This window comes from Bacteroides neonati, assembly GCF_000499785.1.
GTDB lineage: Bacteria > Bacteroidota > Bacteroidia > Bacteroidales > Bacteroidaceae > Bacteroides > Bacteroides neonati.
The window spans coordinates 647515-660946 of the sequence record NZ_HG726020.1; the positions used below are offsets into that span (position 1 = coordinate 647515).

The following is a 13432-nucleotide window of genomic DNA, read 5'->3' on the forward strand; positions in this document are numbered from 1 at the left end:
TAATATTTTCATTCAATATAAAGCTTACATTTATCTGGATTATTCATCAAATAATACAGAAGCTCCAAGTAAACTCGCATCCTCTAAATATGAAGGAATCACTTTCACGTTGTTCAACATAACCTCATAAGGAAAGCTTTGCATCGTCTCCTGCATTGCAGTTTTAAATAAAGGGAAAGCTGAAACAATCCCTCCACCCAATACAATTGCCTGAGGAGCATACGTAAAAAGAATTGCTTTCATTAGACAGCCCAAATGTGAGCCAAATTCTCTCCAGACCTCCAATGCTGCGGCATCACCCTTCTTAGCCCTTTCGAAAACTGCCGCGCCGGTCGTATGGTACCGTTTAAAGAAAAAGCTACTGCAATATCGTTCAAAATCAGCATCAAGATAAGGAAGCGAACCGATTTCACCAGCTCCCATGTATTGCCCATAATATAGGCGACGATTAATGATGACGCCCGCTCCTACACCCGTACCAATAGTAACCCCTACCATATTTGTATAAGGCTGACCAGCACCAAACAGACTTTCCCCCAAAGTGAAGCAATTAGAATCATTATTTATAGCAATCGGTAGCTTAAACTCCTTTTCCATAATGTCTTTCAAATATATTTCTTTCCAAGAAGATATATTAGCAACATTATACACTATTCCTTTTTTCGGATCAACAATAGAAGGAACCCCTACGCCAATGCCATTGACTTGTTCATTCATCATGCTTTCAATAAGCTGAAAGAGTCGGCTAAGTACTTTGGAAGCACTTTGCCGTGCCGGACAGACAGCAGACGCTTTCTTCAGGCATCTGCCATTTTCCACCTGCGCTATGCGAATATTAGTACCTCCTAAATCAATTGACAATTTCATAGTATATTATATTAAGAATCTTGACGTATACAAAATTAAAACTAAGCAGTTCTTTCCGAGGGCTCAATTGCGCATTAAAATCTTCATTTTGCGTAAACAAGTAAGTTTTTCGAAAGAGAGCCTATTATTTAATATCACGAAAACATCGCTTACAGATCAGTTAAAATTACTGTTTATCAGATATTCCACCAATTTTCGTCCACCCTGTCCACCCGTAAAATCGATAAAAACAATGCCACAATTCCGTTTACTGCCTGCCATTAAATGGTTAGCCACGGGCTTATTTACTTTATTTGCAAAAACCAAAGGTGTTCCAAAGGGTAAGCCAGTAGCGCTCAGAAAAGTAATCCCCCATCGAGTCAAAGTAACTGACTCCTCTGATACCCGGTTGAGGTTATTGATACATACTTCTATTTTCTTTCCGGCACCCTCACCAGACTCATATTGATATTCATCTTCAAGTAACGCATGCCCCTCCTCTCCATTTCTATCACGGAGTGTCATCAGACAAGTAGCATCATCTATCCAATTAGTGCAGGCAGCTCCTGGATAATCATCCATCGCACGATCCCTATGAAAAAAAAGAATTTTCCCTCGACAGTCTTTTAACCTCAGATCCGAGCGAAAATCTACAACGAAGTAATAAGCATTAGCCGAATTCTTCAAAGAAGCAGATAATAAAGAAGAGTAATCAGCCAGCTCCCCTCCTTCTTTTTTCAATGACACGATCAATGTTTCAGAGGGATGCGCCTTTAAAAAATGAATAAAAGCAGGCAGTACCTCGCTCTCCCAATATATTTCCTGAAAAGCATGGCTATGAAAGACTCCCAATTTAGTATCCTTCTTCTGCAAACGGATATCAAAAGCACGAATACCTTGATTTAATTGTTCCACAATGCCCAAAGTCTGTGTCTCTAACATGACTCCACCCTTGATAGAACCGCTATCGTGCGTACCCGGTATCGAGATTCTACACACCGGAAGCGTATCAAGAAGACCTTTCATCCACTCAGTTTTACTCACAATGGCTTTTGTGCTTTGCAAGGCGCCATCTGCCGCATAAGTAGGAAAACTCAACCCAGATATAAGCAGAGCCAAGGAATAAGATATTTGCAACCACTTTCGTTTCATAAACTATTACTTTATTCTTTTTGAATGATACAAAAATAAGTGGTTTGATTTCCTTATTCGTCCCAAATTGCGCATTTAGTTCTTCAATTTGCGAAAATTCTAATGCTTAGAATATTAGCATTTTCCAGTAACAGTTTTGCGTTTCTCATTTGTCCCTGAGTAATTGCACCAAAAGCGTGGAAACATCTTTCGTCATAGATATAAATGAGTACAAAAGGGTAGATTTTATATTTCTCCAAGTATTGAATCATACTCGGAAACAGGCCTTTATAGTTACAAAAATGCAAACAAACCGTATGCAGAATACTTATGCAATAAAAAAGTTCATCTGACGAATAGAAAAGTCAATCCGGAATTCTTTCTCACAAAATGAGAGATTCATCATCATTATCTGTAGGCGATATAAAGAGTCCATCCAAAACATTTAATAGAAAAGCTAAAAAAGCAGTTGTTTGAAGGAAAAACTTAACTATCAAATGATTGGGAGTATTGATTCGTTCAACAGTTTTCTTTTCGCCGGGCTTCAAAGTGATGCGCGTAAAGCGTTTCAACTCCTTCACCAGACGGGTAACAGAGCCTACCTTATCTTATACATAAAGTTGTGCCACCTCGGTAGCTTCGTATTTTCCAGTGTTTTCAAGGTTGAAGGTCACCGTTAGCACCTCATCCTTCTTCAGTTCTTTGGCAGATAAGCGCACATTGCTATAAGAAAATGTAGTATATGACTCAAGTTTCGGATTTAGAATTCATGCCGTTTGAGCATATATTCGGAGTGCTGCGAGACGTTTGTCACTTTCGATAATTTAAATAATCAGTTCTTCAGAGGCGCACTAATAAGTTCAGCAATCACTGCTACCACTTCGTATATAATGGCTCATATTTTTCGATCACAGTTAACTCATGTACTCCATCGTAAATATGAGCAAAGAGTACCCCAATTGTTTCGTAGCCATGGAGTCTCTTTATTGAAGCGAGCAAACTATAGCGTATCATAACGAGTGAGATGTGTGGAATTTGAGAAAAAAAATCTCGTGCAGAATAATCATCCAATCCCAATATTCTTTTCCAATCTGCAAAGAAAACCTATATAGACCATCGTATTACATAAATCTCGTAGGCTAGCATGAAGTCCAGTGTTACATCGGTTGCTACTAAGACTTTCCAACATTTATTCTTTCTACGTCGACAAAAAACAGCCTGAAATCTGTACCTCAGAGGGTTGAATCAGCTATCGCGTAGTGACATCTGTAACGACGACTACACCTTATAGACCTTGAACTCTTTTGTTTTCCAATGATTGCTTTAGCAGAACTTCCTCCATTTTTTAGTAGCATATTTTGTGTTTCCCATCTTTACCATACCCAAAAGATGGAACTTCTAGTGAGAACTGGAAACAAAATCCACAAGCCCAGTATAGGTAATCCATGAAATACAGAAATGCCTCAAAGCCTTTTTTATATCAAACATTACGTTGCCACTCTAAATCCCAAACTTGAGATATTTACAGGCCTTTTATCTGTAGCCCCTTAGTGAAAGGGCATACAATCCTTCAGCGCACGACGCAAAGACCCAAAAAACACATAACACTCTATTTTACAACACATTCTGATTATTAATAATGTACAAAAGTATACCTTTTCTGTACTATTATCACTATGTTAGTCTATGAATATCCCTGATATTTGCACAAAGCTATGTATGAGAATCTATGAGAAAATGAAAAAAACGTTTAAAGCCTTTACAGACAAATCTACTAGGAAATAACAGAACTGTAACACGCTTTTCAAAAAGAGACTCATGTAATCTTAAGTTTAAATTTATATTATGAAACAAAACTTATTCACGAATTTCAGAAAGCCAAGTATCATTTTACTTGTTTTACTTCTTTCGTCTGCTGCCTCACAAGCACAAATCAAAATTACCGGTACCATTACCGACGAAGCAAAAGAAGTCTTGATCGGAGCCAATATCAAAGTAAAAGACGGGGCAGCAGGCACCATTACCGATTTGTACGGTAAATACTCAATTGAGGTACCTAACAAGAGGTCGGTTATCGTTGTTTCGTTTATTGGTTATGCCACCACAGAAATAACCGTAGGCGACAAAAAAGTGATCGATGTGGCACTCAAAGAAGACGGTGTCTTACTAAATGAGGTAGTTGCCATTGGGTATGCCAATGTTAAAAAGGGAGATCTCACCGGAGCAGTCGGCAAGGTCGACATGGACGAGTTGAACAAAACCTCAGCACTCTCTTTTGATCAAGCCTTAGGTGGTCGTGTAGCCGGTGTTCAAGTAGTAAGCGGCGATGGACAGCCCGGATCAAGTTCGAGCATCGTTATTCGAGGAAGCAATACCATTTCAGATAGTGCAGATGGTTCTCCTTTGTATGTAATCGATGGCTTTGCTACCGACGACCCTAATGCAGCAGCCTATAACCCCAATGATATCGAATCGATGGATATATTGAAAGATGCCTCTGCCACAGCAATCTATGGTGCAAGAGGTGCCAACGGAGTCATCATCATCAATACCAAGCGGGGAAAAGAGAGTGCACCACAGATAACCTACAATGGCTTTGTTTCGTGGCAATCCCGCCCTCGGTACTTGGAGGTTATGAACGGGAAACAGTTCGTTACCCTACAAAAAGAACTTATGACACAGGATGAGCTTGACCAAACCTATTTCGGATACAGCGAGCAACTGGGGCGTAACCGAACATTGGATGATTACGAGAACATTCCTTATAATAACTGGCAAGAAAAGGTATTTCGTACAGCACCGCTCACCAGTCACCAACTCTCGCTCTCGGGAGGTAGCAGAAACACTCGCTACAGCTCCAGTATCTCTTATTACAATCAACAAGGAGTAATCATCAAATCATCATACCAAAGCTTGAAGGCACGCGTTACCTTAGACCAGAACATCAGCAAAAAGCTAAAATTCGGAGCTACAGTCAATTTTGCCAACAATACCTCTAACGGTTCGGCTCCCTCACAATCGGGCGGCGGAACGGCTCAATATTTCCTTTATCAAGTATTAGCCTATCGCCCATTTGTTCCAACCGAAAAAGACAATTTATTCGAAGAGGTGATAGATGTAACAGGCACATATCCGTACCACCCGTTAGAAACGATTCAGAATATATACGATAGAAACAATACCAGACAGTTGAACCTGAACACCTATCTGAATTGGGACATACGAAAAGATCTGAGTTTCAGAGCTACCTTTGCTTACAGTTGGCAACGAAACAGTCGTCAAGCATTCTACAATTCAAATACCTACCAGGGTGACTCGAGATATTCGGCCAATGGAGTGAACGGTTCGTTTACCGACAGAGAAGCAGATGGCTGGTCGAACGAATATACCCTAACTTACAAAAAACGAGTTGCCAAACACAATTTCACCGGTTTGATAGGTAGCTCTCTCAACAGCCAACAAATAACTGTGCAGGGGGCACAATCCATTCTGGATCCTTTCGAAGAGTTGGGATATTGGGGCATTGATAACGGAACTCCGAGAAACATTACTACCACTAATATTGAAAACAAACTACTATCGTTCTTTACCCGCCTCAACTACGATTGGAGCTCACGCTACCTCTTCACCGCTACGGTACGCGCCGATGGATCATCGCGTTTTCCTTACAACAAATGGGGGTATTTTCCGTCGCTATCATTTGCATGGCGACTCTCTGACGAACCGTTTCTTAACTTAAAAAATACGTTTATATCTAACCTCAAACTGCGTGCAGGATGGGGGGCAACGGGTAATAACAACACCCAAAACAACTACCCCTCTTTGAGGCTGTACGCTACCGATCAGAATTATGCCTTTAACAACACATTATTGCCGGCAGTCTATATCAGTCAAATAGCCAATAAATCGCTGAAATGGGAAACAACGTATCAAACCAATATCGGACTGGATTTCGGCTTGTTCAAAAATCGTATCAATGGAGAGATAGAGGTATATAGTAAGAATACAAAAGACTTGCTGCTCTTTGCCGAAGTACCCGGTTCATTCGGATTCACATCTGTGCAACAAAACATCGGAAGCGTGAATAACCGCGGATTGGAGATCTCTATTAATACCGTCAATATACAAGGAGAGAATGGGCGATTCAAGTGGACAACTAACTTTAACATCTCGTTCAATAAGAACAAGGTGACCGGACTGACCGGCGATCAAGACAGCCGGTTCGCAAGCGTGGTTGCACCGAATAACTATATCGGCAAAGTAGGCCGACCACTATCGGAAATGTATGGCTATGTGTACGATGGCGTGTATCAGTACGAAGACTTTGACGAAATTGCACCCAATACTTTTGTATTGAAGCCGCTTATACCCAACAATACCCAAGAACGCACCAATATCAAACCCGGTGACGTTAAGCTAAAAGACTTGAACGGTGACGGACAGGTAACAGCCGAAGATCAGACCATCATTGGCCATGGACTTCCTATTCACACGGGCGGTTTCACCAACAATTTTGAATGGAAAGGATTCGATCTAAACATCTTTTTTCAATGGTCGTACGGCAACGATGTGATTAACTACAACAGAACAAGATTGGAAACAATGCGCGGAAAGAATTTCAATCAGCTGGCTAGTGTTGTTAACCACTGGACTCCTCGAATAGATAATGGCGATGGTACCTATACACCGGGCAACTACACCAACTATCTGCCTGCCGCAAACCGAAGTCTATCTATTAATACTGACCGTGAAATAGAGGATGCCTCATTTTTACGGCTGAAGAACCTGCAGATAGGTTACAACTTTCAGCCAAAGTTATTGCGAAATTTGAAAATGCGTTCGTTACGCATCTATCTTTCAGGCGAAAATCTGATTACTTTCACTCGATACACCGGATATGATCCGGAAGTATCCACCCGTAATTCTGCTATGACACGCGGATTCGACTATTCGTCTTATCCCAGAACCGTATCTTATACATTTGGTGTCAAAGTAGGCTTTTAATAAAAGAATGTTGAATACAGAATAAATTTACAACTATGAGAAAATTAGTCTCTACACTTCTTCTCTTCCTCGGACTTTGCAGTTCGTGCAACTTCCTCGATACATCCGTTTATGATCAACTGGGAGAAAGTAATCTTTACCGCAATGAAGCCAGTTGTATGTCGGGTCTGGCAGGTGTATATGATGTATTGGGATACAGTGATGTTTACGGACAAAACCTATGGGGCGACCTTGATTCGGGCACTGACATCCTAGTGTATAACCGTGAATATGGGAAAAACAACCTGCAAGTCAGTATGTATACCTACAACAATACCGATGCTACACTCAACAACACATGGCGCGCACTTTATATGGGTGTAAATCGTGCCAATGATTATATGGATCTGATTTCTCAACGTACCGATAAAGAGTGTGGCGGTGCTAGCAAGAAAGCCATGTTCATAGCCGAAGCTAAAGCATTAAGGGCTGTATTTTACATGAACTTGCTCAGTTTTTGGGGAGAAGTGCCTTTGCGGATAACCTCCATTCGTGACCTAAGTACGCAGTTACTGAAGAAATCGCCACAACAAGATGTTTTCAATCAAATTATCAAAGACTTGTCGGAAGCCGAATCCGGCTGTCTACCCGCCACCTCCCTGAATACACCGGGACGCATTTCTCGTACAACTGTTCAGGCCCTGCTTGCACGCACTTACCTTTGGCAATCAGGCTACCCCACCTATGCAAACACTTGGGATAAAGCCTTGAGTTATGCCCGAAAAGTACGAGACAGTAAACTACACAGCCTCTATCCCGAAACAGATGGTAAGAATGGTTACATCGCATTGTTTATCAATATGTGTTCTAATAAATACGACTTGACTGCACGCGAAAGTATGTTCGAAGTAGAATTTTACGGCAACGGATTGGAAAAAAGTAACGAAAGTGGAAAGGTAGGGCTTTACAACGGCATATCGCAAGGACAAGTAGATGACCCGGATGTGCCTTTTGCCTATGCTTGGTACAATGCTACCCGCATTCTATTTCGACTGTATGAGCCGACCGGCGACGCACGCAAATGGTGGAACTTTGCCGACTACAGTTATAAAAGAAATGAACAGACAAAGAGAATAGAGAAGTTATATCTGACCGAAGCACAAAAAATTACATACGAAAAAATACCGGCTACACGCAATCCAGGCAAGTGGCGAGCCGAATATGATCCGATACGTCCGTGGGCACGTAATAACTCTTCGATCAACTATCCGATTATGAGATATGCTGATGTGCTGTTGATGATTGCCGAAGCATCTAACGAAATGTCTGGCCCCTCGCAAGAGGTAATCGACGCGATTAACCTGATACGCGGACGGGCAGGAGCTACTCTTATTCAACTAGCCGACTACGTTGATAAAGAAGCACTGCGCCGATTCATCTTTGAAGAACGTACCCGAGAGCTTTGCTTTGAAGTTCCTCGCCGTATGGAGTTGCGCCGCATGGGCGAACAGTTCTATTTCGACCAAATAAACTTATTAAAAGATCAGGGAGTGGATATTAACAGGCAACCCATTGGATACCAATATGACGATGTACATGCTACTCCGGCTATCAACATTGGCATCAGGCATCTTTATATGCCTATTCCACAAATCGAGCTGAACACGAATCCTATTTGCGGCCAAGCGCCCAACTGGTAACTACAGCCACTCAATAAAACAGAAATAACGAAATAAGATGAAAAAAACAAGTCCATATATTCACATCAACCGGCAGAAAGCAAGCATTGGTATGCTTAGCCTGATATTACTCCTGATCGGTTGCGACCGTAACAGTGTTGACAATGTCGTGTTCGGTCTACGCCTACAAAACGATATCAATACAATTTATACCGATGAATTTGTTACCTTCGAGTTCGAAGGAAATCCCGATTACCTCAGTTTCTTCTCGGGCGAATACGGTAGCAAATATGCCAACAGCAACCGTACCAAACTCGAGTTAGACAGTTTGGGCGTGTCATACACCGCTAGACAGAACTATAGCGACCCGGCAGACTACAGCAACAAAGCCATACTACATGTGCTTATTTCGGAAGACTTCGATGGAAACTATACGCCCAATGGTATCTCTGCGGCCAACTGGACCGAACTGAGCGGGACAGAGCCGGGACAATTGCAGGTACCCATCCCCAAAACAAACTCGACTCTTTCGAACATAGACTATACCGCTACCGATCTGACACCCTACAAGGACAAGCGTATCTTCTTTGCGTTTCGCTACGCGGCAGCCGCACACACCGGTACAAGATATGCGGGTCAGCCACGCATCGACATCACCAATCTAAGAATGGAAAAGCGAGAACCCGATAAGAACATACAAAGCATAACAGATTTAGTGAGTGAATGGGGGTTTAAACCGGTCTTTGTGAAATCGACTTCTCAACAGAAATATAATGTAGCCAAAGCGTCTTTGCTGTTTCAACCAACAAGCGACCATCAGAAAGACAGTATCGATATATGGATGGTGAGTCAAAAGTTAGATTTCACCAGCGTGCAACCTGACCGCGGCATAGCCATCAAAAGTATTAATGCCAGATTAGCAAACTACCAATTTATGTACTCAAAGCCTGGCACTTATACAGCATCTTTTGTTGCTACCAACAGCAATAAGTGGAATTCGACCCATGTGGTAAAAGAGATAACCTTCACCGTAAAAGAGCGTCCAACAAAACAATAAATTAATCACCTACTAAAAATAATACATCATGTACTTCTATCTAATGAAAAAAAGAATCATATACCTATTTGTAGTAGTAGCCTCGCTAATGGCTTGCCAAGACAAGCAAGATGACCGTACCGATTTGAGTAAAGCCTATCCGGCGATCATTGTCGGCAAAGCCTTTTCTTACGATGCCAGTGGTGTGGGAAGTATCTGGAACAGGGGCGAAACCATTGGTGTATATATGTTGGCCGAAGGTAGTGACCGCATCATTACCCCGTACAGCAATATACGTTACTCAGCCAACAAGCGGAACGACCAAGATTATTTCATACCTCAATCTAACGATTCACTACTTTACTATTCGCCCGAAGGCGAGCGGGTAGACATTGCCGCATATTATCCTTATATGGAAACACGTGACGACAGTCTTGTGGCCATCAACCTTAGCAATCAAAAGAATATCCCGAGCACCGGCTTGCTTTATAGCCGCATATCGAGTCTCAACAAGGATGCTCGCAAGGCCAGACTTAACCTGCACCCGGTATTGAGTAAATTATCCTTTAAATTCCGAGTCGCCGATGGGATGAATGAAAACGACTTAAACGGCTTAGGCATTGTACTTAAAGGATTTCCCAGTTCGGGGTATTTTAATGCAGTACGAGGCAGTTTTCGGCAGCATGCAGTCTATCTGGACATTTCACTTATAACCCGAAAAACAAGTATGACGCTCCCTTTGACTAGTGGAGAAACAAGTCTCACAGCCAATGGCTTCGTTATGCCAACGTTCGACACAACGGGTTATCAGGTGATGATACTACTACCTGCTCTGGGAAAAAACAAAAGCTACTTATACGAAGTAAAACAATCTATTAAATCACTGCAAGGAGGTACAGAGTACCGATTTGACACGACCATAGCCAAAGACGGTTTGGATATAAAGGTACAATCATCGCCCATCATTAATTGGGAAGAGGGAGGAACTATCAATGGAGACGGGCAAGAAACCCAATCTTTACTATTTAAAACTAACTAAAAAAAAAGACAACTTTATGACAAGAAAGACAACTTATCTCATGATGATCGCTCTAGTGCTTTTGGCATTGACAGCATGTAGCGAAGAAACAGGCAAAGAACAACTTCCTATGGAAGGAAAGCCTGTACAATTTGAAATGACTTTGAGCGGCATGACCGTTCAATCGCGTACTGTAACCGGAACAGATGCCGGACGAACGACTTCCTGGATGGAAGGCGATGCAGTAGGTATCTTTGTTTACAAAAGGGGGGAAACATCGGGTGCTATCGCAACCAACGCCAAATACATGCTGACCGGCAATAAATGGGTGGCTGCTCAAGGGAGCGAAATTTACGCAACAGACGGACAAGCATATGATTATTATGCCTACTACCCTTACCAAGAAGGGGTAACTGATCCAACCCAAATCAACATTGCAGCAAAAACCGATCAAAGCACAAGCGAAGGAACTGACTACGGACTCAGTGATGTACTGGCCGCAAAAAATGTAACAGTAAATGCGGATGCCACCACTACTCCATTAGTTTTCAAACATTTATTTGCCATGGTAGAGGTAAAAGTGGCAGGAAATATGGTGACTAAACAACCCTCTTCGGTAGTATTAAAAGGCGTTAAAGTAGGATCTAAGCTTAACATTATGGCCAACATGGCCGCTGCAACAGTGAATACTAACGAGCAACCAACAAGTGTTAAGATGTACTATTTAGTCAAAGAAACCGAGATGGTTAACGCTCCTTTCGTATATCGTGCTGTAGTTCCTGCGCAAAGTATTGCCAAAGAAACTCCACTGGTAGCAGTCAATGGCGTAGGAGATAATGCTAAAGATTATGAATTCCAATACTCCACAGAGGTAACTTACGAATCCGGTAAGTATCGATTGATCAATGTTAATATTGGATTGCCCAAAAACAGTATCGAAATTCCTAAAGCCGATCTAACGATTGATCCTTGGGGAGAGTCTGAAGCAATTGCCGGCAACGGCAGCGAAGTCGTTATAAACCTAGTAAGCACCCCGATTAGCAATGCAACAGTTTTGGCTATATACAACACAGGGAATGAGTATAGTGCCGCAATTCCCACCGCATCGTCCCATTGGAATTCACAAAAAGATGCATTGGCAACCGACTTTACAGCCACATTGAAGGATGATGCCACCTATAGAAAAGTAATTGAGTTTACACACGCAGCTCCCCAAGCAAGCTGGTATAAGGGCTCTGTCGGCTTTCACCGCAAAGAGGTTTACGAACCGGGGTTCTATAAATTGACGTTTAAAGTAAAGGCTACAGCACCCAAAGCTGATTTACGTATCTTTATCAGAAGCTCTCATTCAGCAATAGCAGGTGACAATTGGTTCTTTCTGACTGCAGACCAGAAAACCGGGAATATAGGAATGAGCCCTCTTGCCGAAGCAGATACTTGGTACGATCGAACTATTTATTATGATTTTAACATGATCACGTCAAATACCGGTGGAGCCCCTCCTGCTGATGCAAAGAAATCGTCTCTCAATTTAAGTACAAGTGCATTTGATAATATGCAATTAAGGTTTGTACCGGGCACCAATGGAACCATCACTCCCCGCCCAACCTTTACTATTACTGATGTGAAGTTAATCAAAATAGATCAGAGTGAGGTTCCTAGCGTATAGCAACGATTAGTCATTTGCTTACAAGCCTTTATTGAAGCACAAAACTTCTTGAACCCCTCCCACACAAAGAAGTTACTACCTAAAAGGGTCCGATAAAATAAATTATTTTATCGGACCCTTTTAGGTAGTAAGAGGCAAGTAACTCGGTTACTTTAACTGAACTTGCAGTTTAGCTAGTTGTGCAAAAGTACCTGCCACGGCAAGAATCGATACATCTTTCGTATTGTCGGCCACAGCCCGGGTAGCAACGGGAGCGACAACCGTGAGTATCGCGATATTTGTATCAGCATTGGGTGCTCCTAGCATAGCTTTCCAACCATCGGGAGCAGTAACGATCGTGTTTTCGACTCCTTTAATATATACGTTAAAGGTTGTTGAAGATCCTGCACGAATAGTTTGTATACCTTGATATTGAGCATCAAAGTAACAAAAGAAATTTTTGATGATGGGGATAGAAAGTTCCGTTCCGTCTTTCAGCACGATATCCAATGATTTCTCGGTCGGCGTGACACGAGTAAAGAAGGTATTGTCTGTAGCAGCGCTTACTACTGCTTTTACCGGATTCCCTTTCTCATCTGTAACCGAACGATAACTGGTTCCGCCATCATCACTCACCTGCCAATATCCTTCGCCATTGATGCGAAAAACAGGAGTTATTCCATCTTTACCACGAGCTTGAACCGGCTGGCCATCGGATCCTTTCAACAAAACATAAGTTGCTCCTGCATCATAACTCACTTGCCAGTTACCTTCAGAATTAATACCAATGAAGGGTACTGATCCGTCAATTGCCGTTTTCTCTACCAACCGAACGGTACTTCCATCACTCAGTGTAAGAGTATAAATGCCATTTTGAGCAATGGCTTCAGTAATAGTCATTCCTTCTTTGGTCAATTCTCTTATGGCTTTGATATTGTTATTCAACTCACCCGTTTTTATCTCCAAGGCGCTAATACGCATCTTCAGTTCTTCTATATCCGCCCTTAAATTACTGTTATCCGTATCCTTGCATCCTGCCAGGCAAATGACAGCAAACAAAAGCATGTAGCAACTCTTTTTCATATAGTGTA

General features: G+C 42.0%; 8 protein-coding genes and 1 pseudogene. 5 read left to right on the forward strand and 4 right to left on the reverse strand.

Going from position 1 to position 13432, the window contains the following annotated elements:
- Nucleotides 1-39: 39 nt before the first annotated feature.
- From TY03_RS05725 to TY03_RS22825, 3 genes and pseudogenes are all read right to left on the reverse strand, one after another.
- Nucleotides 40-867, reverse strand: a complete 828-nt coding sequence (locus TY03_RS05725; RefSeq protein WP_042368156.1) for an ROK family protein — start codon at nt 865-867, stop codon at nt 40-42.
- A gap of 156 nt (nt 868-1023) precedes the next feature.
- A complete protein-coding gene (locus tag TY03_RS05730) occupies nt 1024-1998 on the reverse strand; it encodes a phosphatidylinositol-specific phospholipase C (RefSeq protein ID WP_042368157.1) in 975 nt (324 codons plus the stop codon).
- Between the two features lie 500 nt (nt 1999-2498).
- Nucleotides 2499-2723 (reverse strand): annotated as a pseudogene (locus TY03_RS22825) (fibronectin type III-like domain-contianing protein); the annotation flags it as partial.
- 1099 nt (nt 2724-3822) lie between these two features.
- Between TY03_RS22825 and TY03_RS05740 the strand changes: the two are divergent.
- The 5 genes from TY03_RS05740 to TY03_RS05760 are packed head-to-tail and all read left to right on the forward strand — an operon-like array spanning nt 3823 to nt 12362.
- A complete protein-coding gene (locus TY03_RS05740; RefSeq protein ID WP_042368160.1) occupies nt 3823-6981 on the forward strand; it encodes a SusC/RagA family TonB-linked outer membrane protein in 3159 nt (1052 codons plus the stop codon).
- Nucleotides 6982-7016: 35 nt separating this feature from the next.
- A complete protein-coding gene (locus tag TY03_RS05745; protein ID WP_042368162.1) occupies nt 7017-8660 on the forward strand; it encodes a RagB/SusD family nutrient uptake outer membrane protein in 1644 nt (547 codons plus the stop codon).
- Between the two features lie 37 nt (nt 8661-8697).
- Nucleotides 8698-9696, forward strand: coding sequence for a DUF5017 domain-containing protein (locus TY03_RS05750; RefSeq protein WP_042368164.1), 999 nt, complete (start codon nt 8698-8700; stop codon nt 9694-9696).
- A 43-nt stretch (nt 9697-9739) separates the two neighbouring features.
- On the forward strand, nt 9740-10714 hold the full coding sequence (locus TY03_RS05755) for a fimbrillin family protein (protein ID WP_187373977.1): 975 nt from the start codon (nt 9740-9742) through the stop codon (nt 10712-10714).
- A gap of 16 nt (nt 10715-10730) precedes the next feature.
- Complete coding sequence (locus TY03_RS05760; RefSeq protein ID WP_042368168.1) at nt 10731-12362, forward strand: fimbrillin family protein; 1632 nt, start codon at nt 10731-10733, stop codon at nt 12360-12362.
- A gap of 147 nt (nt 12363-12509) precedes the next feature.
- On the opposite strand, the gene TY03_RS05765 is transcribed toward TY03_RS05760, so the two are convergent.
- Nucleotides 12510-13424 (reverse strand): PL29 family lyase N-terminal domain-containing protein, encoded by a 915-nt coding sequence (locus TY03_RS05765; protein ID WP_052332402.1) that lies wholly within the window; start codon nt 13422-13424, stop codon nt 12510-12512.
- Nucleotides 13425-13432: the final 8 nt, after the last annotated feature.